The sequence below is a fragment of the Bradyrhizobium sp. USDA 3256 genome (genome assembly GCF_054058275.1).
The window spans coordinates 1580619-1603555 of the sequence record NZ_JBSSAE010000002.1; the positions used below are offsets into that span (position 1 = coordinate 1580619).

Genomic DNA, 22937 nt, shown 5'->3' on the forward strand with positions numbered 1-22937 from the left:
ATATCGCTGATTTGTCCGACATGTCAAGTTGCTTGTCCGGGTGCCGGCGGCCGCCCTGCTCCTTTGCATGGGGTTGTTTTCGATATTTTGGGGTGATGGCAGCAAAGGGCACTTCGAATGCGAAAGCATCGGAGCCGGCTGTGGGGTGCGCCTTGATATCAGACCCTCATGGTGAGGAGCCGCCAACGGGTCCGCGCAAAGCGCGGCCCGATGACAGGCTCCGCGGCGTCTCGAAGGATGAGGCCCCGACTGTGGCCTCATCCTTCGAGACGCGCGTTCCGCGCTCCTCAGGATGAGGGGTGAGCGTTGAGCGCGAGGGTATTACCGCAACGCCGCCAGCAGTTCGTCGGGCTGCTCGACCATCATCATGTGGCCGGCACCCGGCAGCACGACGGTGCGGGCGTTCGGCGTCGCGGCAGCGAGTGTCTTGCCGGCCTTGGCCGGCGTCATCATGTCGCGTTCGCCGAGGACGAAGGTCGCGGGCACCTTGACCGCGGCAGCAGCCGTGAGTGCGTTCTGGTAGGCGTTGCAGGCGTTAAGGTCGTTGTACAGCACGCCCGGCTTCGCCTCCTGCAGTACCCGCTGCGCGCCCTGATGCATCCACAGGCCCGGCGCGAGGCTGCCGCCGAGCTCGGCCTTGAAGCCGAGGCCCCAGATCGAGACCATGTCGATCGCGGCGACGTCATTGGCCTCGGCGGCCTTCAACAGATCGGGGCCGACCGTCATGGTCGCGGCGGTACCGATCAGCGCGAGGCCGGAGACCTTGTCGGGATGCCGCGCCGAGGTCTCGATCGCGATCAGCGATCCCATCGAATGGCCGATCAGCCGCGCCTTCGATGCGCCGGCGGCCGTGATCAACGCGGCGATCCAGTCAGCCATCTCCGCGATGGTCGGCAGCGGCTTGCCGGCGGAGCGGCCATGGCCCGGCAGGTCCGGCGCCAGCACGGAAAAGCCGTGATGGGCGAACCAGCGGCTGTGCAGCGCCCAGGTCGAGGAATCGAAGCCGGCGCCGTGGATCATCACCACCGCCAGCAGCGACGGATCGAACGGCTTGCCGCCGGTCGCGATGAAGGTGTCTGATCCGTTCACGGAAAGCTGCATGGCCCTAAGTCCTTTGCGAGGCGCGTAGCGCCTGGCCGAGATCGTCGATGATGTCCTGCGCGGTTTCGATGCCGACCGACAGCCGCACCAGCTCCTCGCCGATGCCGGCGGCCTTGAGCTGCTCGGCGTCCATCTGCTGATGCGTGGTGCTGGCGGGATGGATCACCAGCGTCTTGGCGTCGCCGACATTGGCGAGATGGCTGATCAGCTTCAGGGACTCGATGAACTTCTTGCCGGCGGCGCGGCCGCCCTTGATGCCGAAGCTGACGATCGAGCCGGCGCCGCGCGGCAGCAGTTTCTTGGCCAGCGCGTAGTCCGGATGCGTCTCAAGCGACGGATGCAGCACCCAGTCGACCGCCTTGTTCGCGGCGAGGGCGTCCAGCACCGCATGGGTGTTGCTGACGTGACGGTCCATGCGGACGCCGAGCGTCTCGATGCCCTGCAGCAGCTGGAACGCATTGGTCGGCGACAGGCAGGCGCCGAAATCGCGCAGGCCCTCGGTGCGGGCGCGCATGATGAAGGCGGCCTTGCCGAACTGCTCGTCGAAGACGATGCCGTGATAACCGGCATAGGGCTCGGTGAGCTGCGGGAATTTGCCGGAGGCGCGCCAGTCGAACCGCCCGCCGTCGACGATGACGCCGCCGATCGCGATGCCGTGGCCGCCCATCCACTTGGTCGCCGAGTTCATCGCGATGTCGGCGCCGAGCTCGATCGGCTGGCTGAGATAGGGCGTCGCGAAGGTGTTGTCTATCAAGAGCGGAATCTTCGCATCGTGCGCGATCTGTGCCACCGCGGGGATATCGAGCACCTCGAGGCCGGGATTGCCGATGGTCTCACCGATCACGAGGCGGGTGTTCGGCTTGATCGCGGCGCGGAAGTCGTCGAGCGCACGCGGCTTCACGAACGTCGTCGTGATGCCGAAACGCGGCAGCGTGTGCGCCAGCAGGTTGATGGTGCCGCCATAGAGCGAGGCGGAGGCGACGATGTGGTCGCCGGCATTGAGCAGCGTCGCGATCGCAAGATGCATCGCGGCCATGCCGCTGGCGGTGCAGATCGCGCCGACGCCGCATTCGAGCGCGGCGATGCGCTCTTCCAGCACGGCCGTCGTTGGATTCGAGATGCGAGTGTAGATGTGGCCGGCACGCTCCAGGTTGAACAGCGCCGCGGCATGATCGGCATCCTGGAACACGTAGGACGTGGTCTGATAGATCGGAACCGCGCGCGCGCCGGTCGCGGGATCGGGGCGCTGGCCGGCGTGCAGGCTCAGGGTTTCGAAGGCAGGCGGCTTGGGTGCGGGCATGCGAAACTCGTCAGGTCAGTCGATGGAGTGATATCTGTGCCGGTTTAGACGTGAACTGCGGTGCGAACACGGCCGACATTGCCGAACACGCGCAAATAGCGCTCGACCTCGGACGGGATGCCGGTCGCCTTCTCCGGATTGTCGGAGAGCTTTACGGCCGGGCGTCCGTCGACCGACGTCACCTTGCAGACGATCGAGATCGGGTCGAGCTCGGCGGTGCCGTCGGGCGCGCAGCCGACGAAATCGTTGGTGAGGTTGGTGCCCCAGCCGAAGCTGACGCGCACGCGTCCCTTGAAATGGTGGAACGTCTCCTCGATCGAGCCGACATCCATCGCGTCGGAGAACACCAGCAGCTTCTCCTTGGGATCGCGGCCCTTCTGCTTCCACCATTTGATGATCTCTTCGCCGGCCGTGATCGGCGGCGCGCTGTCGGGACGAAAGCCGGTCCAGTCGGCGACCCAATCGGGCGCGTCGCGCAGGAACGGCTTGGTGCCGAAGGCGTCGGGCAACGCGATCAGCAGGTTTCCGCCATAGGTGTGGCGCCACTGATCGAGGATGCGATAGGGCGCCCAGCGCAGCGCCTCGTCGTCATTGGCGAGCGCGGCGGCGACCATCGGCAGTTCATGCGCGTTGGTGCCGATCGCCTCGAGGTCGTTGTCCATCGCGAGCAGCACGTTCGACGTTCCCGTGAAGGAGGGGCCGAGACCTTCCTTCACCGCCTCGACGCACCAGCGCTGCCAGAGGAAGCCATGGCGGCGGCGTGTGCCGAAATCGGACAGCCGCAAGCCGTCCAGCTTGCGCAGCCGCTCGACCTTGGCCCACAGCTTGGCCTTGGCCCGCGCATAGAGCACGTCGAGCGCGAAGCGGCCGTAGGTCTTGGTCGCCGCGCGCGAGCGCAGCTCGTTGAGGATCGCGAGCGCCGGGATCTCCCACATCGTGGTGTGGGTCCACGGCCCGTGGAAATGCAGCTCGTACTGGCCGTCGACCTTGTGCAGCTCGTATTCGGGCAGCCGGAAGGTCGAGAGCCAGTTGATGAAGTCGGGCGAGAACATCTGGGTCTTGCCGTAGAACGTGTTACCGGCGAGCCAGATCAGCTCCTTCTTGGTGAAGCGGATGGTGCGGGCGTGGTCGAGCTGGGCACGCAGCTCGGCCTCGTCGATGACCTCGGCGAGCCGGATATGGGTCGAGCGGTTGATCACCGAAAAGGTCGTGCGGGTGTCCGGGTAGCATTCCCGGATCATCTGCTGCATCAACAGCTTGTAGAAATCGGTGTCCAGCAGGCTGCGCACGATCGGGTCGAGCCGCCAGCCGTGGTTGTAGGTCCGGGTCGCGATATCTGTCACGGTCATGCGGGAACCTTAGCCTGCCGGGCGGCGCCCGCCCAGTGGGTATCGGGCGGAACATGGCAGGTCAGCGCGCTATGGTCTGCCGTATACGGCCGACGGTGGCGGTGACATCGGCCCAGGCCGGCTTATCAGGCGCAAATTGCCGCCGGAGGAAGGTGACGAGCTCGGCGACCTGGCCGTCGCTCATGCTGTCCTTGAATGCCGGCATGTAGCCCAGATCGGTCACGGCCGGCTTGGCGATGCCGTGCAGGATCACCTGGATCAGGTTATCAGGCGCGTCGCTGTGCAGATTGCTGTTCAGCGCCAGCGACGGCCGGCTGCCGAACAGCGGCGGGCCGCCGACCTCATGGCAGACCGCGCAGGCGCCTTGATAGATCCGCGCCCCCGCCGAGGCCGCGGTGGTGACGACGGTGCCGGCTTCGAGCTTCGCGGCAATGGCATCGTGGGCCGGCCGATCGGTGCTCTCGTTGAACGAGGCGAGGTAGACCGCCATCGCGCGGATGTCCTGGTTGGGCAGCGCGGCGAGCTCCTGCACGACCGGCGCCATCGGCCCCGCGGCTACGCCGTGCAGGCGGGACTCGCCGGTGCGCAAATAGGCGTAGAGCTCGTCCTCGCTCCAGGGGATCGGCGCCTTCGACAGCGACGTCAGCGCCGGCGCCTCCCAGCCTTCCGCGAAGCCGCCGGCGAGATAGGCGCTTTGGCGCTCGGCGCCGAGCGCATTGCGTGGCGAGTGGCAGGCGCTGCAATGGCCGAGCCCCTCGATCAGATAGGCGCCGCGATTCCACACTTCCGATTTAGTGGGATCAGGTTGGAACGTGTTGGGCCGATGGAACAGCGCATTCCATCCGGCGAGCAGCGGCCGCAAATTGAACGGGAAGGCAAGCGTATTCGCCGGCGTCTCGGCGCGCACCGGCGGTTGCACCATCAGATAGGCATAGAGCGCCTGCAGGTCGGCATCACTGGTCCTGGCGAAATGCGTGTACGGGAACGCCGGATAGAGATGGTGCCCGTCGCGATGAATGCCCTCGCGCATCGCGCGCTCGAACGCGGGATAGGACCAGGCGCCGATGCCGGTGTCGACATCGGGTGTGATGTTGGTGGTGAAGATGGTGCCGAACGGCGTCTCCAGCGGCCGACCGCCTGCGTTCAGGACACCGTGCTCCGAGGTGTGGCAGACGGCGCAGGCGCCGAGCGCTGCAAGCTCCTTGCCACGGGCGATCGTCGCGGTGGAATAGACCGAGGCGTCAGGCCGCGCGATCGGCGCGATCGCGCGCCACGGCAGCACGGCCGCGCCGATGCCGATCGCCGCTGCGCAGAGTGCGGCAATGCCGGCGAGCACGCCGCCGCGCTTTGCAAAGGGATTCTGCCATCTGTTGAGGTCGGCCGTCTGCGCAGGCGGCGGGAGCGCGGCGGGCGCGACCGGTTGCTCGCCGCGCAATCCCTTCAAAATGCGCTCTGGCGTGAACGGCAATTCGCGGAAGCGCACGCCGGTCGCGTCATAGATCGCGTTGGCAATCGCAGCGGCGCTCGGCACCGAGGCGGACTCGCCGACCCCGAGCGGCGGTTGATCCTGCCGCGGCAGCATCAGCACGTCGATCTTGGGCAGCTCAGGAAACTTGATGATGGGATAGGCGCCCCATTCCCGCGCCGTCACCGCGCCGCGCTCGAAGGACACCTCCTCCATCAGCGCGCGGCTGGTCGACTGGATCACGTTGCCTTCGATCTGGTGCCGTACGCCCTCCGGATTGATCATCAATCCGGAATCCTGGCCGGCGACGACGCGGGTCACGCTGACATCGCCGGTCGCCTTGTTGACGGCGACATCGGCGATCCACGCCGACCACGCCGCGCCGTAACCGGGAAACTTGCTGTGCACATAGAGCGCATAGGCAAAGCCGCGGCCGCGCACGATATCGCCGTCCGCCTCAGGCTCTTTCCACACCGGGCGCGGTGTCCAGCCGGCGCGCTCGGCGACCGCCTTGACGAGATCAATCGCGCGCTTGTCCCTGAGATAGCGCAGCCGGTACTCGATCGGATCGACCTTCGCCTCCGCCGCAAGCTCGTCGATGTAGGATTCATGCGCAAAAGTGTTCGGCAGCGCCGAGACGCCGCGAAACCATGACGCGCGCACGATCGGTGGCATGTCGTTGGCGACCACGCGCATGTTCTCGTAATCGTAGGGCGGGATCGCGGTGCGGTCGCCCATCTCGAACACGGCCGCTTCAGGCGCGATCCGCCCGGTGAGCAGCAGCGCCAGCGTCGGCGCGCCGTTCGACGGATAGCGCGTCGCAAAATCGTAACCCGCAACGCTGCCGTCGGCGTTGAGCCCGCCATTGACATCCATCAGCTGCGCGGTGCCCTTCGGCTCCCAGGCATGTTCCTGCTCGCGGGTGAGCTGGACGCGCACCGGACGGCCGACCGCGCGCGACAGCAATAGCGCATCGGCGGAGACATCATCGGCGCAGTTGCGGCCGTAGCAGCCGGCCGCCTCCATCCGGATCACGTCGATCTCGGATTCCGGCCGTTGGATCAGTAGCGCGAGGTCGCCGCGCAGGATGTGCGGGTTCTGCGTGCCGGACCAGACCCGGATCGCGCCCTCGCTGTAATCGGCAACCGCGCAGGACGGGCCGATCGAGCCGTGCATCTGGTAGGGCCAGAGGTAGGTCCGCTGCATCGACTTGGCGGCCGCCTTGAGCGCGGCGTCGACGTCGCCCTTGTCGATCAGCTGGCGCGGCGTCGAGGGATTGGCGCGCAGCGCTCGCTCCACGTCGGCAAGATCGGTCAGCGCCGGCCCCGGCTTCCAGCTCACCTTGAGCTGCGCGGCCGCCTTGATCGCATTCTCCTCGCGCTCGGCGACGACGCCGACGAAATCGCCGATCCGCACCACCGCGACGAGGCCCGGAATATCGCGCACCGAAGCTTCATCGACCGCGATCAGGCTGGTGCCGACGAACGGACCGGTATCGACGCCGGCGTAAGGCGGGCGGACCACGCGGCCGTGCAGCATGCCGGGCACGCGCACATCGTGGACATAGACGAGCTCGCCGGTGGCCTTCGCCGGCACGTCGACGCGCGGCACCGACTTGCCGACGACCGAATAGGCGCTCACGGCCTTGACCGGAACGTTTTCCGCGAGCTCGAGCCGGATGGTCTCGTCCGCGATCAGCTCGCCATAGGTGATGCTGCGGTTGTCGTGGCCGCGGATCAGGCCGTCCTCGATCGTGAGGTTACTCGCCGGCAGCTCAAGCCGCTCGGCCGCGCGTGCGAGCAAGAAGTGTCGCGCTTGCGCGGCGGCCTTGCGCAGGGGAACGGCGGTGATCTGGATGGTCTCGCTCGCGATCGTCGCGCCCTGGTTCGGCACCACGGCGGTGTCGCCGAGGATCACGACGACGCGGGCAAAGGAGACGTCGAGCTCTTCGGCAACGATCTGTCCGAGCGCGGTGCGGATGCCGGTGCCGAGGTCGACATGGCCATTATAGGCATTGATCGTGCCGTCGGCCGTGATGGTGATGAAGGTCTCGAACGCGCCTTCCGCGCCCAGCACCGCAGGGCGGACGACCGACAGCGAGCCGCGCCGGCGTTGCTCGGGAGCCCGTGCGTCGACCATCAATCGCGCGCCTCGAGCGCGTGACCGGCCGCGCGCATCGCCGCGCGGACGATCTGGATATGCGCGCCGCAGCGGCAGAGGTTGTAGCGCAGCGCTTCCAGCACCTCGTGCTCGGACGGATTTGGATTGCGCGCCAGCAAGGCCTTGGTGGTGATGATCATGCCGTTGAGGCAATAGCCGCACTGCGCGGCCTGTTCGCGGATGAAGGCATCCTGCACGGGATCGGGATGCTCGCGGCTGCCGAGGCCTTCGAGCGTGACGATGCTGCGCCCCGCGCAGCCTTCGATCGGAATCACGCAGGCGCGCGCGGCGACGCCGTCGATCAGCACCGCGCAAGCGCCGCATTCGCCGAGCCCGCAGCCATATTTCGGTCCGTTCAATTCGAGGTCGTTGCGCAGCACGTAAAGCAATGCGGTGTCGGGAGCGGCGTCGACATCATGATTCCTGCCGTTCACGGTCAGGCGCATTGCCCCGGTTCTCCCCTGATGTTTTGCGCTGCAAAGTCAGCGTCAGATCGCCGACGAGGATAACGTTTGTATACAAACGTGCAAGCGGCGGCATGCCGCGCTGCAGCGCGTGCTCGCTTTATGAACAGGGTGCGCAAGCGAAGGGCAGGGTTTGATCGCAAAGGCCGCTTGACAGCTCCCGGGCTCGCGCGCAGGATCATTCGTATACGAACGATATGCATGGGAGGCGGAGGGCAGTATGATCGACCGCCGCAACAAGTCCAGGCTTGGTCACGATGGCTGACACAATGACCGTCGCCGCCGGCGACAAGATCCGCTGCGATGCCTGTCCGGTGATGTGCTACATCAAGCCGGGCGCGGCCGGCGCCTGCGACCGCTATGCCAATCATGACGGCACGCTGGTGCGCGTCGATCCGCATGTCGTGCTGGAGCGCACCGTGTCGCACGGCGGCAAGCTGGTTCCGTTCCAGGTGAGCGGCGACTGGGACGGCAAGATCGTCCGCCAACCCGAACTGTTCGTCACCGCGATCGGCGCCGGAACCACCTATCCGGACTACAAGCCCGCGCCCTTCATCGTGTCGTCGGAAGTCGACGGCGTCGACATGGTCACCGTGGTGACCGAAGGCATTTTCTCGTATTGCGGGGTCAAGGTGAAGATCGACACCGACCGCTATCTCGGCCCGGAAACCGCGATCGTGCGCGCGGACGGCGAGGCGGTCGGCCATGTCACGACCAGCGAATATGGCTCGCAGATGCTCTCGCTCGGCGGGGTGCATCATCTGACCGGCGGCTCCAAGAAGGAGGGCCGCGTCACCTGCGACACGCTGATGGATCTCTCCAACTGCAAGGCGGTAGAGCTGACGATCGACGGCGGCGCCACCGTCGTGGTGCAGGCCGGCAGGCCGCCGATCGTCAATGGTGTGGCAGAAGAGCGCATGCGGGTCGGCTGCGGCTCGGCGACCATCGGCATGTTCGCCAAGCAATGGCACGGCAAGGTCGACGAGGTCGTGGTGGTCGACGACCACATCACCGGCGTGCTCAGCGAGCACCAGGCCGGCAAGCTGCTCGACATCGCCGACACCGGGATCAAGATGAAGGGGCGGCGCTCGACGCCCGGCCGCTATTTCCAGGTCGCCGATCCCGGCACCGGGTGGGGCGGCACCGACATCTCCGATCCGCTGTCGATCCTCGGTCCCTTCAATGCGAAGGAGGCGCGGCCCGGGCTCACCATGCTGATGGTCTCGACCACCGGAGAGCATGCTTCCTATTACGTGCTCGATGAGGCGCTGAAGCCGATCGAGACCGAAATGCCGGCGGACCTCAAATTTTCGGTCGAGCGCATTCAGGAGAATTGCGAGCCGGCGCTGTGCACCGTGCTGTTCATGGGCGGCGCGGGCGGATCGCTGCGCGCCGGCGTCACCGACAATCCGGTGCGGCTGACGCGCTCGGTCAAGGACGCGCTGACGCGGGTGACCAGCGGCGGCGCGCCGGTCTATGTCTGGCCCGGCGGCGGCATCACCTTCATGGTCGATGTCACGCAAATGCCGGCCGGCGCCTTCGGCTATGTGCCGACCCCGGCGCTGGTGGCGCCGATCGAGTTCACGATGAAGCTGTCGGATTACGCGGCGCTTGGCGGCCATATGGACTATGTCCGGCCGCTGTCGTCGCTGCGGGACAGCGCCGAGGTCCGGCCGATGCCGTATCTCCCCGGGCGGCGCGCATGACCAGAGCGTTTTCCAGCGAAGTGGATACCGGTTCGCGCAAAGAAAACGCGTCAAAACAGGAATCTGGAGCCCCGTTCCGATTCCATCGGAACGGAAGAGGCTCCAGGCTCCCGCAAATCGCGCTTCTTCCTGACGGCAAGCGGCTGCATTTGCAGGACGGTCCGATTGATCTGGTTATCGAGGCCAAGGGCGGCGATGCTGACATTCGTACCGCCTATCAGGCTGCGGCGGAGCGCTTCACCGGCTTGCTCGACGAACTCTGCGCGGAACTGGCCGAACTGCGCAGCGCAGCCGCTCCGGGCGGGTGCACGCTGAAAGGTGTGGTCGCACAGCGCATGCATGCGGCGGTCGCGCCGTTTGCCGCCGATTGCTTCATCACGCCGATGGCAGCGGTCGCGGGCTCGGTCGCCGAGGAAATTTTGGGCGCGATGCTTGAGGCCGCAACGCTCGACCGCGCCTATGTCAACAACGGCGGCGACATTGCCCTGCATCTTGGCGACGGCGAACAATTCACCGTCGGCCTGATGGACCGGCCGGACCGCCATGGCGTGATGCGCACCATGACGGTCGATGCCGACACCCCGGTCCGCGGCATCGCGACCAGCGGCCGCCGCGGCCGCAGCTTCTCGCTCGGCATTGCCGATGCCGTCACCGTGCTGGCGCGGACGGCGTCGCAGGCGGATGCCGCGGCGACGGTGATCGCCAATGCGGTCGATCTGCCCAATCATCCCGCGATCCTGCGCGTTCCGGCGAGCGAGCTGCAGCCCGACAGCGACCTCGGCGCGCGGCTGGTGACCCGCGATGTCGGGCGGCTGGCGGAACACGAGGTCGAGCAGGCGCTCGAGGCGGGGGCGGCGCGGGCGCGCGACCTCCTGATGTCGGGATTGATCGAGGGCGCGGCATTGCGTCTACTGGGCGAAATGCGGCTTGTCGGTGCAACTGGGATTGGGGCGCCGGCGTCGCACGCGTTACAGAGAAGAACGACAGAACACCTGCTGCAGGCATGACCGGAAGCGAGGCAAGATGAGCGCCGTCATTCGCAAGATCGTCACCGTGGTCGAGGAGACCCATCTGGAGATGGGCAAGACCATCGCACCGCCGACAAGGCGTGCCGCCGCGATCGCCGTGATCGAAAACCCCTTTGCCGGCCGCTATGTCGAGGACCTGTCGCCGCTGATCGCGATCGGCGAGGAACTCGGCGAACTGCTCTCGAAGCGGGCCGTCGCCGCGCTCGGCATCGACGGCGCCAAGGCGCACAGCTACGGCAAGGCCGCCGCCGTCGGCGAGAATGGCGAGCTCGAGCATGCGGCGGCGATCCTGCATCCGAAGATGGGCGCGCCGGTGCGCAAGGTGCTGTCGAAGGGCGCGGCGCTGATCCCGTCGTCGAAGAAGCGCTCGGGGCCCGGCACCACGCTGGATATTCCGCTCGGGCACAAGGACGCGGCTTTCGTGCGCAGCCATTTCGACGGCATGGAAGTGCAGATCAACGACGCGCCGCGGGCCAACGAGATCATGGTCGCGGTTGCGGTGACCGACAGTGGCCGGCCGCTGCCGCGCGTCGGCGGGCTGACGGTCGGCGAGATCAAGGGCGAAGACGGATTGAGATAATCTCTTTGAAGAAAAACTGGAGGACGGGATGCGTGGTTATTTCGTAGGGGCGGGATTGGCGATCGCGGTCGCGACCATGGCAACGAGCGCCATGACGACGCAGGCCATGGCGCAGAGCGAAATCAAGATCGGCGAGATCAACTCTTATTCCTTGCTGCCGGCGTTCACCGAGCCCTATCGCAAGGGCTGGCAACTGGCGGTGGAGGAGATCAATGCCGCCGGCGGTATTGGCGGCAAGAAGCTCGTTGTCGTTTCCAAGGACGACGGCGGCAAGCCGGCGGACGCGCAGACCGCGGCCAACGAGCTGGTGTCGAGCGAGAACGTCGCGATGCTCACCGGCACGTTCCTCTCCAACATCGGCCTTGCCGTTTCCGACTTCGCCAACCAGAAGAAGGTGTTTTTCCTTGCGGCTGAGCCTTTGACCGACGCGATCACGTGGTCGAAAGGCAACCGCTACACGTTCCGCCTGCGTCCGTCGAACTACATGCAGGCGGCAATGTTGGTGGAAGAAGCCGCAAAACTGCCTGCAAAACGCTGGGCGACGATCGCGCCGAACTATGAATACGGCCAGTCGGCGGTCGCGGTGTTCAAGAAGCTGATGTCGGCGAAGCGGCCCGACATCCAGTGGGTCGACGAGCAGTGGCCGCCGCAGGGCAAGATCGACGCCGGCCCGGTGGTGCAGGCGGTTGCGGCGGCGAACCCGGAAGCGATCCTCAACGTCACCTTCGGCGCCGACCTCGTCAAGCTCGTGCGCGAAGGCAACACCCGGGGCCTGTTCAAGGGCCGCACCGTGGTGAGCTTCCTGACCGGCGAGCCGGAATATCTCGATCCGCTCAAGGATGAGACACCGGAGGGCTGGATCGTCACCGGCTATCCCTGGTACGCGATCAAGACGCCGGAGCATGACGCGTTCTTGAAGGCCTATCAGGCCAAGTACAACGACTATCCGCGGCTCGGCTCGATCGTCGGCTACCAAACCATCAAGGCGGCGGCGGCGATCCTTGCCAAGGCAGGTTCGAGCGATCCGGAGAAGCTGATCGCGGCGGCGGAAGGCATCTCGATGCCGTCGCCGTTCGGCGAGATCACCTTCCGCAAGATCGATCACCAGTCGACGCTGGGCGCCTTCACCGGCAAGACCGCGCTGAAGGACGGCAAGGGCATCATGGTCGACACCGCCTATCGCAAGGGCTCGGACTATCTGCCCAGCGATGCCGAGATCGAGAAGCTGCGGCCGAAGGATTGAACTGCAACCTTCTCCCTCGCCCCGCGCTTGCGGGGTCGAGACGAGCGAAGCTCGCTCTTTGAGGGGCGGGGTGAGGGGCTGTCTCCACAATCGTGCTTGCGGAGAGTCCCCCTCACCCGAAACTCAAGCTGGTGCTTGAGTTTCAACCTCGCCCGCAGGCGGGGCGAGGTGAACAGAAACTCCAACGCGGACCGCCCATGGCTTTCTACGTCGTCCAGTTCCTGACCGGTCTTGCCAGCGCGGCGTCGCTGTTCCTGGTCGCTTCGGGTCTGTCGATCATCTTCGGCGTGACGCGGATCGTGAATTTCGCGCATGGCGCGTTCTACATGCTCGGCGCCTATGTCGCCTTCACGCTGACCGAACGCTTTTCCGGCGCGCTCGGCTTCTGGGGCGGCATCGTCGTCGCAGCGCTGGCCGTGGCCGCCATCGGCGTGCTGGTCGAGATGGTGCTGCTGCGCCGGATCTATCATTCGCCGGAGCTGTTCCAGTTGCTCGCCACCTTCGGCCTGACGCTGATGGTCGAGGATCTCGTGGTTCTGATCTGGGGCCCGGACGATCTGGTCGGCCGCCGCGCGCCCGGCTTCAAGGGCGCGATCGATTTCTTCGGCCAGAATATTCCGAGCTATGATCTGTTCCTGATCGTGCTCGGGCCGGTCGTGCTCGGCGTCCTCTGGCTGTTGTTCCAGCGCACCCGCTGGGGCGTGCTGGTGCGTGCGGCGACGCAGGACCGCGACATGGTCGCGGCGCTCGGCGTCAATCAGAAATGGCTGTTCACCAGCGTGTTCGCGCTCGGCGTCTTCCTCGCCGCACTCGGCGGCGCGCTGCAGATTCCGCGCGACGCGGTCAACCACGCGATGGATCTGCGCGTCATCGTCGAGGTCTTCGTCGTGGTGGTGATCGGCGGCCTCGGCAGCATCATCGGCGCCTTCGTCGCGGCGGTGCTGGTGTCGGAGCTCAACGCCTTCGGCATCCTGATCTTTCCGAAGATCTCCATCATCCTGGTGTTCCTGGTGATGGCGGTGGTGCTCATCGTCCGGCCGTGGGGACTGTTCGGCAAGCCCGAGGCGCCGGCACGGCGCACGCCGGGGCTGACCGTCAATCCGTGGCGGCCGCTGACGATGAACGAGCGGTTCGCCGCGATTGCCGTGCTCGTCCTCGCCGCCGCGCTGCCCTTCGTCGCCGGCAATTATTTGCTCACGGTCGGCTCGGAGATCGCGATCTTCGTGATCTTCGCGGTCAGTCTGCACTTCCTGATGTCGGTCGGCGGGCTCGCCTCGTTCGGCCACGCGGCCTATTTCGGCCTCGGCGCCTATGGCGTGGCGCTGCTCGCCAAGATGGCCGGTTTGCCGATGATCGCCTGCCTGCTGCTCGGCCCGCTGCTCGGGCTAATGGGCGCGGCCGTGTTCGGCTTCTTCGCGGTGCAGCTCTCCGGGGTCTATTTCGCGATGCTGACCCTGGCCTTTGCCCAGATCGTCTGGTCGATCGCGTTCCAGTGGGTATCGGTCACCGGCGGCGACAACGGCATCCTCGGGGTCTGGCCGGAAAAATGGGCTGCGAGCCCGTCACATTTCTATTGGCTGTCGCTCGGCATCGCCGCGCTTGCGGTGGTGATTCTCCGCATCATCGTGTTCTCGCCGTTCGGCTTCGCGCTGCGCGCGACGCGCGATTCGCCGCTGCGCAGCGAAGCCATCGGCATCGACGGCAAGCGCATCCAGTGGACCGCCTTCGTGATCGCGGGCACGGTCGCCGGCCTTGCCGGCGCGCTGTTCGCCTATCTCAAGGGCAGCGTGTTCCCCGACAATATGGGCATCTCGCTGTCGGTCGATGCGCTGGTCATGGTGCTGCTCGGCGGTGTCGAGACGGTGTCGGGCGCGGTGGTCGGCGCCATCGTCTACAAGGCGCTCAACATCTGGCTGGTCAGCCAGACCGATTGGTCAAAACTCGTGCTCGGCGCGTTCGTGGTGCTGATCGTGGTCGCGTTCCCCAAGGGCATCGTCGGCACGCTCGAAGCCTTGATGCATCGCCGGCGCAAATCCTCGTCGTCGGTATCGCCCTTGCTGACCTCCCGCATCGAGAGCGCCGAATGAGCATGGTTCCCACATTGCTGTCGGTCGAGGGGCTGACCAAATCCTATGGCGGCGTGCATGCCGTGCGCGGCGTCTCCTTCGAACTGCGCGCGGGCGAGATTTTGGCGCTGATCGGGCCGAACGGCGCGGGAAAAAGCACCTGCTTCGACATGCTCAACGGCCAGAACATTCCCGACAGCGGCCGCATCCGCGTGCTGGGCGCGGAGACCACCGGCAAGAAGCCGCGCGTGATCTGGCGCATGGGCGTCGGCCGCACCTTCCAGATCGCGGCGACGTTCCCAACCATGACGGTACGCGAGAACGTGCAGGTCGCGCTGGTCTCGCATGGCGGGCAGTTGTTCAATCTGTGGGCCTCGACCGCCCGCCACGCTCGAGACGAGGCCGGGCGGCTGCTCGATCTGGTCGGCATGGGCGCCTATGCGGAGCGGCCCTGCGGCGAGCTCGCCTATGGCGACGTCAAGCGGCTCGAGCTTGCGATCGCTCTCGCCAACCAGCCGAAGCTGCTCTTGATGGACGAACCGACCGCCGGCATGGCGCCGCGCGAGCGCGTCGAGCTGATGCGGCTGACGGCGCGGATCGCGCGCGAGCAATCGATCGGCGTGCTGTTCACCGAGCACGACATGGACGTGGTGTTCGAGCATGCCGACCGCATCCTGGTGCTCAACCGCGGCAGCCTGATCGCCGAAGGTTCGCCCGAAGACGTGCGCGGCAACGCCCAGGTGCGCGCGATCTATCTCGGCGAGGGTCTCGTCTATGACGCCCGGCACCGCGAGGGAGCATCGGCATGAAGCTGACGGTGAAGGATCTCAACAGCTTCTACGGCCCGGCGCATATCCTGTTCGACATCGCGCTCGAGGTCGGCGAGGGCGAAGTGGTCGCCTTGCTCGGGCGCAACGGCGCCGGCAAATCGACCACGTTCCGCTCCATCGTCGGCCTGGTCCAGAACTGCTCCGGCCGCGTGATGTTCGAGGGCCGGGACGTCTCTGATCTGCCGACGCATGCGATCGTGCGCGGCGGGCTCGGCTACGTCCCGGAGGAGCGGCGCATCTTCACGGATTTGACGGTCGAGGAGAATCTCGAGGTTGGCCGGCAGCCGAACCGGGCAGGCGCGCCGCAATGGGATCGCGAAAAACTGTTCAAGCTGTTTCCCAATCTCGGCGAGATGCGCGGCCGGCCCGGCGGGCGCATGAGCGGCGGCGAGCAGCAGATGCTGACGATCGCGCGCACGCTGATGGGCAATCCGTCGCTGGTGCTGCTCGATGAGCCCTCCGAAGGTCTGTCGCCGAAGATCGTCGAGCAGATGGTCGATGCGATCCTGGCGATGAAGAAAGAGGGCGTGAGCATCGTCGTCTCCGAGCAGAATCTGCATTTCGCACGATTGATCTCGGATCGCGCCTATATCATCGAGCGCGGCCGGATCTGCTTCGGTGGCACCATGGCGGAGCTCGATGCGCGTCCGGATATCCGCGACGCGCATCTGTCGCTGTAAGGGCGGAGTGGACAATGGCGAGGAGTGCGGCACCGAAGCGAAACGGGAAGGCGACCAGGCCGGGATACGTGCTGGACGAGCAGATCGGCTTCATCCTGCGCCAGGTGTCGCAGCGCCACGCCGTGATCTTCGCCCGAGAGATCGGCATCAATCTGACGCCGACGCAGTGGGCGGCGCTGTCGAAGCTGTCGGAGGTCGGCGCTTGCTCGCAGAACCAGCTCGGACGGCTGACCTCGATGGACGTTGCGACCATCAAGGGCGTGATCGATCGCCTGACCGCGCGCGGCCTGACCGAGACCTCGCCCGATCCCGACGACGGCCGCCGCCTGCTGGTGAGCTTGACACGCGCCGGCCAGCAGATGGCCGACAAGGCCGCGCCCAATGCGCTGGTGATCTCCAGGGAGACGCTGGCGCCGCTCGACGCCAAGGAGCGCGAGACGCTGATCGCGCTGCTCGGCAAGTTGCGGTGATCGATATACCCCTGCGGCAAGTAAAACGTCGATCCGAATTCGATGGCCGCCCCCGGAGGCTGAAGAGCCCCTTACGCGCTTTGAATATCAGTGGCGAGCAGGCGCTCCCTGAAAGTCGTTGAAAACGTCTCAGAACGAATCGTGTCGCGAATTCGTTCCTGTGTGGTTACTCCCATTTCCTTTAGTCTGATCTCAATAATTGACACGATCTTGATTACCGCGGCCTTCAATCCTTCTTCATCTTTGCAAAGGCGAATCATGGCGTCGGCGGTTGCTGCCAATTTCGCTTTCTTCATGCCGAACACGTTGCTCGATCGGGTCATATGAAGACCCACCCCGGCAAGAATGTAGTATCGGAACGTCTTGAATCGGTTCTCTATCCTCTGATTTCGCCAAAGAAATTCGAGTCGATAGTAGAGGTAGCAAACGGCATGATAGATACGGACGTCATGATCATCCAAAAAGATCGTCTCCTCATATTCAGAGAGTATTCCGCGATAATCTCGAGCGGCTCGCTGCGGTTGAAATAGCAAGCATGCCGCCACAGCCTTCATTAGCACTGAAGGCTGCATGATCCGTGTCCTTTCTATCTCCTGATTTCGGTACTGATTCTCCCGTCGCTCAAAGTAGATTACTTCTTCCGGATCGAGGTTGCGGCAATACTCCTCAAGGCTTTTCATAAACGGCCGCAGAGCCCAGAATTGCTCATCTCTTACTAGATTCTGTCGATTAGTTCCCACAATGATCGACGATACAAAATCATCGTCCTTGGAGCCGATTAGACGGAAGGGGACCTGAATACTGAGAGCTAGATCCTCTCCTCCGGGTCCGACCGCAGTGCCATCACCACAAACCAAGTCGAAGATAATATTGCTGGTCTGGCAGCCGTTGACTATTTGGAAGTCCTCAAGCCGAAATGTGTCGCCGGTCCGGTCAATGTTCTTCGAAACAACAGTTATGCCGTTGTTTCGGAAAACAAACTCAGCTCCGCCTCCGGAGAGGACACTTTCCTTAATGGAGATATTGATTTTCGACTTTGAGTCGTAATCACGAATGTTGTCGAAGAACACGGCGCGGTTGACGCCGATTACCGCATCGAAGAATTTGGAGATGTCGCCGTAGTCATAGCTGGTGCTGGTTTTCGCTTGAAAGAAAATGAACTCAATCGAGGGATTATTGACTGCCGCCAGTTTTTCATCGGCTTCTTGACGGTTGCGTACAAGTTCGCCTTGGATCACTACAGCAATCCCATCGACACCGAACTCGTCGCCATCGAGATGAACGTCGTAGGAGTCTATTGTTTCTCCGAGCAAGCCGCTGAGAATTGAGTAAATCGCGTATATTTCGAATTGCTTCTCTTCGGGATCGGCAGTGATCGAATTGGCTTTTGCAAACTCGCGAAGTTGAGCGCGGATGACTGGATTCATGAATTAACTCAAGTAAGGCTGCATTCGACTTTTATGTTACTTGATCGCCTATTGAAATTCTAGGTAGACGAGCGTTTCCTTTATGCGACTTATTGTGGAGTTCAGTTCAGGCCTAGAAGTGTCCCTGATAATCTCCGGCGCCTTGCTTTCCGGCGGCGTGTCGCGTCCGAATCACATAGCAAGACCGAGCGCGACGGCGCCCACCAGCACGAGGCTGAGTGCCCAAACCGTGTCGAGGTTGAACCAGCTCCGGGATACGAATTTCAGGCCGAGGTAGCGGTAGACCAGCCACGCCAGGCATCCGCCGGCGGCGATCATCGCGCCGGCATGGACGATCGAGACCAGCACGGCCATGGTGAGGCTGGTATCGATCAGGCTGTTGGCAGCCGCATGGCCTTGGTCGGCTTCAGCCTCGCGGCACAGCCCCAGATAGATCGGCACCAACATCAGCGCCGCGCCATGGGCGATCGCCACCGCGAATGACCACAGGACAAGTTGCGTCGGCGGTATCCGCGCCAAGGCCCGCGGATGGCGCCGGTCGATCAGCCGATAGACGCCGAACAGGATGACGAGCAGGCTGGCGCCGATCCGGATCGTGCGCTGCCATTCGACGAGGGTGATCAGCAGCGCGAACGGAAGGATCACCAGCAGCATCGCCAGCAAATGACCGATCGCGAGCGGGCCAAGCGCGGTCACCAGCGCACGCGAACTCCTCTGCATCAATCCCGCAGAAACGGCGAGCGGCCAGCCCATGCCCGGGTTGATCCCGTGGTAGAGGCCGCTCGCGATGACCGCCAGCCACAGCCAGGCCGGAGTCCAGTCGGCCGGGCTCACGTCAGGGCCTTTTCCGTTCCGATCGAATCGGAACGGGCTCTGGATTCTTGTTTTGACGCGTATTCTTCACGCGAACCGGTACCTACCTCGCTCGAAAACGCTCTAGACCGACGGATAGCAGAACGAGTCGGTGGAGCAGTCGCCGCCATCGAGCCGGATCTGGTGCGCCCGGTAGCCGTCGGGGAAGCTGACCCAGTAGTCCTTCGCCAGTTCGAGCCCACCGCCCGGGCTTGCATTCGCCATCACCTCGGCGCCGGGAATGCCTTGCGGATAGAACTGGTCGTCCCAGGTCGAATAGAGCGAATTGGTCCAGTACACCCGCTTGCCGTCACGGCTGATCTCGACCATCTGCGGCCCGCCGGCAAAGACCTGTCCGTTCGCGTGAGGCGCGCGACGAACGATGCCGCCGATGCGGACCGATCCGGCGAGCTTCGGCTTGCGCGGATCGCTGACATCGTATTGGCGCATCTCGCCGGTGCCCCAGCAGGCGACGTAGAGAAACTTGTCATCCATCGACAAGTCGATATCGGTCACCAGCGGAGGTACGGCGCCGAAACCCTGCAACAGCGGCGGCAGCTGGTCTTTCGATGCAGGCTCGGGCGGGATCGTCACCGTCTTCTCGATGTGAAACTTGCCGCCCTCGCGCCACCAGGTCCAGATCGAACCCTCGAGGTTCGTGGTATCGACCACGACGCCAACGAAGCCGTGTTCGCGAACCGGATCGTGCGCCGGACGCACCTCCAGCGCCATCTGATGATTGGCGCCGAGGTCGATGGTCTGGACATTGCGTCGGGCGCGCAGGTCCCAGAAATGCAGCCGGTGGCCGTATTTGTTCGACAGCAGGTCTTCCGGCACGATGCCGTTCTCGAACTGCGGCGGCAAGGCCCACTCGCTGCTCACCATGTAGTCGCGCGGCAGGTTCCACCAGAAATCATAATGCTTGGTCTGCGGGCCACGATCGATCTCCCACCGGCCGAGTACCTCGAATGTCTCGCAGTCCATGATGAAGATGCCGGGCGGGCCGTCGGTGCCGTCCTTGCCGCTCCCGCCGAGCGTGCTGACATAGATGCCTTCCGGCCCGCAGTGGATGGTATGCGGTCGCGAGTAGCCGGTCTTCTTGAAGATTTCCTCGGGCTCGATGATCTTGTGGATCTTCGCTTGCGTCGGGTCCGGCTTGGTGTCGACGATATAGATCCGGGAGGATCGCATGCCGGGGATGATGAGATAGCGACGCTCGAGGAAGGCGTGTCCGGCCAGCGGGGACAGCGCCGACGAGCAGGCGTTCCAGCCGAAATGGTGGAACTCGTCGCCCTTGTTGGGCATCGTCACGGTGTGGACGATCTTGCTGTAGGTCGGAGAGCCGGGCTTGACGTCGATCACCGCGAGTGCGTCCGGCTTTGAAAAATCCGGACTGAGCAGCACGGTGTAGGCAAAGCTCTCGGCCGGCGCTTCCATCGCGAGCTTCGGCGACGCGTGGAACGTAGGATCTGGCCTCATCGTCATCGGCTGCCTCCTGATTGTGTGATGTGGATCGACACGGCACGGCGGCATACAGCAGCAAGAACTTAAATCCGGATCGAAAAATGCCTCTTGCGAGTGCTGCCGGCTAAGGTTCGCTTGCGGGCAGACTACACCTCAACGGTGACAGCTGAAAACAAGGTTCGGTGACGGCGCCGGCGCGGCAAAGCCGCGCGGCGCCGGGCGCGCGATCTGGCAGCCTGCTCAAGGGGTTGAGCAAGCACCGATCCAGTTATCGCCCTGAGAGCAAGTGAACGTATGACTCACGAGCGGCACCAAACACTCAGTGTCGTCCCGGCCTTCGCCGGGGCGACACCGGATATGTTGCACCGCTGTTCACCCCGTCACCCGCGCGCAACGGCTTTGGTGCACCTCACTTCGCCACCACCTCCGGCACCTTGCCCGCGGGCGGCGTGTTGCGGCTGCGCTGGGTGCGGACGATGCCGTCGATGATGGTCATGCCGATGCCCGGGAGATCGCCGAGCTGAACGCTCTCCAGGATGTTCTTGCCTGGCGAATGCTGCGCTTTGTCCATCAGCACGAAATCGGCCGAGCGGCCGATCTCGATCAGGCCGCAATCGAGCTCGCGCATCCGCGCGGTATTGCCGGTCGCCAGGCAGAACGCCAGCTCGGCCGGGAGCTCGCCGAGCGAGGACAATAGCGAGACCATCCGCAAGATGCCGAGCGGCTGCACGCCGGAGCCGGCCGGCGCGTCGGTGCCGAGGATGACGCGATGCAGATCGCCCATCTCGCGCGCGGTCCGCAGTGTGAACAGCGCCGAGCGCTCATTGCCGTTATGCACCAGCTCGAGCCCGCGCTTGCAGCCCTCGCAGATGCAGCGGATCTGGTCGTCGGGCAGGGCGGTGTGGCCGCCATTGATGTGGCCGACCACATCGGTGTCGGCCTCCAGCACCACGTCCTTGTCGATCAGGCCGGAGCCCGGGATCGACGGGCCGCCGGTGTGAATCGTGCTCTGAATGCCGTATTTGCGCGCCCAGCCGACCATCTTGCGCGCGGTCGGTCCGTCCTTGACGCCGCCGAGCCCGACCTCGCCGAGCAGCTTGACGCCGGCCGCGGCCATTTCCTTGAAGTCGTCCTCCACCATCTCGCATTCGATCACGGGCGCGCCGGCATGCACCTTCACGCCGCCCGGACGCAGCGTCCAGAACGCGCGTTGCGCGAAGATCGCCATCGCCTTCAACCCGACGACGTCGCGCGGCCGCCCGGGCATGTGCACCTCGCCGGCGGAGATCATGGTGGTGACGCCGCCATGCAAATAGCTGTCGATCCAGTTGATCTGGTTCTGCCGCGGCGTCCAGTCGCCGGCGACAGGGTGGACGTGGCTGTCGATCAGGCCGGGCGCGACCGTCGTGCCATTGGCGTCGACGATGGTGGTGGCGCCTTCGGTGTCGACCTCCTTGAGGCGGCCGATCGCCGTGATCTTGCCGTTCTCGGCGACGATGGTATCGGCATCCAGGATCGGCTTTTCCAGGGCCCCCGACAGCAACAGCCCGATATTGCGGATCACCAGCTTGCTCGGACCGGTCGCCTGGGGTGCATCGTGCGCCATGGTTTTTCCTTTTGGTTCAACGCCTTCGCCGGCCATTGTGCCCGTGGCTTGACGGCCGGATCAAGCTGGATTATTCATTTGTATACGAACGATCGTGTACAAATGATTTTGCCGCCAATCCGGCCCGCGCGTCAAGGAAACTGACGATGAGCAATTTCAACCAGGAAAGCGTCCTCAGCGTTCACCACTGGACCGACACGCTGTTCTCTTTCAAAACCACGCGCAATCCGTCGTTCCGCTTTCGCAACGGCGAGTTCACCATGATCGGGCTCAGGGTCGGCGAGAAGCCGCTGCTGCGGGCCTACAGCGTCGCCAGCGCGAACTACGAGGACACGCTGGAGTTCTTCTCGATCAAGGTTCCGGACGGCCCGCTGACCTCGCGCCTCCAGCACCTCAAGGAAGGCGACGAGATCATCGTCAGCCGCAAGGCCACCGGCACGCTGGTCATCGACAACCTCGAGGACGGTCGCAACCTCTATCTGGTCGGCACCGGCACCGGCCTCGCGCCGTTCCTCAGCGTGATCAAGGATCCCGAGACCTATGACCGGTTCGAGAAGGTCGTGCTGCTGCACGGCTGCCGCCGCGTCAAGGAGCTCGCCTATGGCGAGATGATCACCGAGAAGCTGCCGCAGGACGAACTGATCGGCGAATTGGTGCGCGACCAGCTGATCTACTACCCGACCGTGACGCGCGATCCGTTCCGCAACCGCGGCCGCATCACCGATCTCATCACCTCGGGCAAGCTGTTCACCGACATCGGCCTGCCGGCGCTCGATGCCGCGCATGACCGCGTCATGATCTGCGGCTCGCCGGCGCTGGTCGCCGACACCCGCATGCTGCTGAACGGCCGCGGCTTCGTCGAGGGCAATCACGGCGAGCCCGCGCAGTTTGTGGTCGAGAAGGCGTTCGCCGAGCGCTGACCGCTACACAGTAACTCCATCTCCTCACCCTGAGGAGCTTGCGCAGCAAGCGTCTCGAAGGGCAAGGCCCGACTGGGGCCTCATGGTTCGAGACGCGCTTTCGTGCTCCTCACCATGAGGGTTGGCGCTAAAGCATGATCCGGAAAAGTGCGAAGCGGTTTTCCGAAAAGATCATGCTCAAACAAGGAGCTAAAGCGCGATGGCGATTCAACCTAATCTCATCGCG

At 64.6% G+C, this 22937-nt stretch carries 18 protein-coding genes; 9 read left to right on the forward strand and 9 right to left on the reverse strand.

Going from position 1 to position 22937, the window contains the following annotated elements; all coding sequences use genetic code 11:
• Window positions 1–321: 321 nt before the first annotated feature.
• The 5 genes from ACVWY5_RS09160 to ACVWY5_RS09180 all read right to left on the reverse strand — a co-directional run bounded on the left by ACVWY5_RS09160 (window position 322) and on the right by ACVWY5_RS09180 (window position 7821).
• A complete protein-coding gene (locus ACVWY5_RS09160) occupies window positions 322–1101 on the reverse strand; it encodes an alpha/beta fold hydrolase (RefSeq protein WP_028334376.1) in 780 nt (259 codons plus the stop codon).
• A 4-nt stretch (window positions 1102–1105) separates the two neighbouring features.
• Window positions 1106–2401, reverse strand: coding sequence for an O-acetylhomoserine aminocarboxypropyltransferase (locus tag ACVWY5_RS09165; protein WP_028334375.1), 1296 nt, complete (start codon window positions 2399–2401; stop codon window positions 1106–1108).
• Window positions 2402–2445: 44 nt separating this feature from the next.
• The gene (gene pncB, locus ACVWY5_RS09170) at window positions 2446–3750 is read right to left on the reverse strand and encodes a nicotinate phosphoribosyltransferase (RefSeq protein ID WP_028334374.1); all 1305 of its coding nucleotides are present in this window, start codon (window positions 3748–3750) and stop codon (window positions 2446–2448) included.
• A 61-nt stretch (window positions 3751–3811) separates the two neighbouring features.
• Window positions 3812–7354 (reverse strand): molybdopterin cofactor-binding domain-containing protein, encoded by a 3543-nt coding sequence (locus ACVWY5_RS09175; RefSeq protein WP_028334373.1) that lies wholly within the window; start codon window positions 7352–7354, stop codon window positions 3812–3814.
• Window positions 7354–7821 (reverse strand): (2Fe-2S)-binding protein, encoded by a 468-nt coding sequence (locus tag ACVWY5_RS09180; RefSeq protein ID WP_028334372.1) that lies wholly within the window; start codon window positions 7819–7821, stop codon window positions 7354–7356. Before ACVWY5_RS09180 ends, ACVWY5_RS09175 begins: the two co-directional genes overlap by 1 nt.
• Window positions 7822–8096: 275 nt before the next feature.
• Here ACVWY5_RS09180 and ACVWY5_RS09185 point away from each other — a divergent pair, with 275 nt between their 5' ends.
• The 8 genes from ACVWY5_RS09185 to ACVWY5_RS09220 all read left to right on the forward strand — a co-directional run bounded on the left by ACVWY5_RS09185 (window position 8097) and on the right by ACVWY5_RS09220 (window position 16442).
• On the forward strand, window positions 8097–9545 hold the full coding sequence (locus ACVWY5_RS09185) for a hypothetical protein (RefSeq protein WP_028334371.1): 1449 nt from the start codon (window positions 8097–8099) through the stop codon (window positions 9543–9545).
• The gene (locus ACVWY5_RS09190) at window positions 9542–10552 is read left to right on the forward strand and encodes a UPF0280 family protein (protein ID WP_051376171.1); all 1011 of its coding nucleotides are present in this window, start codon (window positions 9542–9544) and stop codon (window positions 10550–10552) included. The genes ACVWY5_RS09185 and ACVWY5_RS09190 overlap by 4 nt, the downstream gene beginning before the upstream one ends.
• Before the next feature lie 16 nt (window positions 10553–10568).
• Window positions 10569–11153 carry an amino acid synthesis family protein gene (locus ACVWY5_RS09195; RefSeq protein ID WP_016842455.1) on the forward strand — a complete coding sequence of 195 codons (585 nt, stop codon included), beginning with the start codon at window positions 10569–10571 and terminating at the stop codon, window positions 11151–11153.
• A gap of 28 nt (window positions 11154–11181) precedes the next feature.
• Window positions 11182–12396 carry an ABC transporter substrate-binding protein gene (locus tag ACVWY5_RS09200; RefSeq protein WP_028334370.1) on the forward strand — a complete coding sequence of 405 codons (1215 nt, stop codon included), beginning with the start codon at window positions 11182–11184 and terminating at the stop codon, window positions 12394–12396.
• Window positions 12397–12593: 197 nt separating this feature from the next.
• Window positions 12594–14483, forward strand: coding sequence for an ABC transporter permease (locus ACVWY5_RS09205; RefSeq protein WP_028334369.1), 1890 nt, complete (start codon window positions 12594–12596; stop codon window positions 14481–14483).
• On the forward strand, window positions 14480–15271 hold the full coding sequence (locus ACVWY5_RS09210; RefSeq protein ID WP_028334368.1) for an ABC transporter ATP-binding protein: 792 nt from the start codon (window positions 14480–14482) through the stop codon (window positions 15269–15271). Before ACVWY5_RS09205 ends, ACVWY5_RS09210 begins: the two co-directional genes overlap by 4 nt.
• The gene (locus ACVWY5_RS09215) at window positions 15268–15972 is read left to right on the forward strand and encodes a branched-chain amino acid ABC transporter ATP-binding protein (RefSeq protein WP_028334367.1); all 705 of its coding nucleotides are present in this window, start codon (window positions 15268–15270) and stop codon (window positions 15970–15972) included. Before ACVWY5_RS09210 ends, ACVWY5_RS09215 begins: the two co-directional genes overlap by 4 nt.
• A gap of 14 nt (window positions 15973–15986) precedes the next feature.
• Entirely contained in the window at window positions 15987–16442 is a 456-nt protein-coding gene (locus tag ACVWY5_RS09220; RefSeq protein WP_028334366.1) for a MarR family winged helix-turn-helix transcriptional regulator, read from the forward strand.
• 71 nt (window positions 16443–16513) lie between these two features.
• On the opposite strand, the gene ACVWY5_RS09225 is transcribed toward ACVWY5_RS09220, so the two are convergent.
• The 4 genes from ACVWY5_RS09225 to ACVWY5_RS09240 all read right to left on the reverse strand — a co-directional run bounded on the left by ACVWY5_RS09225 (window position 16514) and on the right by ACVWY5_RS09240 (window position 21791).
• Window positions 16514–17869, reverse strand: a complete 1356-nt coding sequence (locus tag ACVWY5_RS09225; RefSeq protein ID WP_028334365.1) for an AIPR family protein — start codon at window positions 17867–17869, stop codon at window positions 16514–16516.
• Window positions 17870–18040: 171 nt separating this feature from the next.
• Window positions 18041–18703 (reverse strand): hypothetical protein, encoded by a 663-nt coding sequence (locus tag ACVWY5_RS09230; RefSeq protein ID WP_028334364.1) that lies wholly within the window; start codon window positions 18701–18703, stop codon window positions 18041–18043.
• 102 nt (window positions 18704–18805) lie between these two features.
• Window positions 18806–20206 (reverse strand): selenium-binding protein SBP56-related protein, encoded by a 1401-nt coding sequence (locus ACVWY5_RS09235; protein ID WP_028334363.1) that lies wholly within the window; start codon window positions 20204–20206, stop codon window positions 18806–18808.
• 388 nt (window positions 20207–20594) lie between these two features.
• The gene (locus tag ACVWY5_RS09240; RefSeq protein ID WP_028334362.1) at window positions 20595–21791 is read right to left on the reverse strand and encodes an amidohydrolase family protein; all 1197 of its coding nucleotides are present in this window, start codon (window positions 21789–21791) and stop codon (window positions 20595–20597) included.
• A 146-nt stretch (window positions 21792–21937) separates the two neighbouring features.
• Here ACVWY5_RS09240 and ACVWY5_RS09245 point away from each other — a divergent pair, with 146 nt between their 5' ends.
• Window positions 21938–22711 carry a ferredoxin--NADP reductase gene (locus ACVWY5_RS09245; RefSeq protein WP_028334361.1) on the forward strand — a complete coding sequence of 258 codons (774 nt, stop codon included), beginning with the start codon at window positions 21938–21940 and terminating at the stop codon, window positions 22709–22711.
• Window positions 22712–22937: the final 226 nt, after the last annotated feature.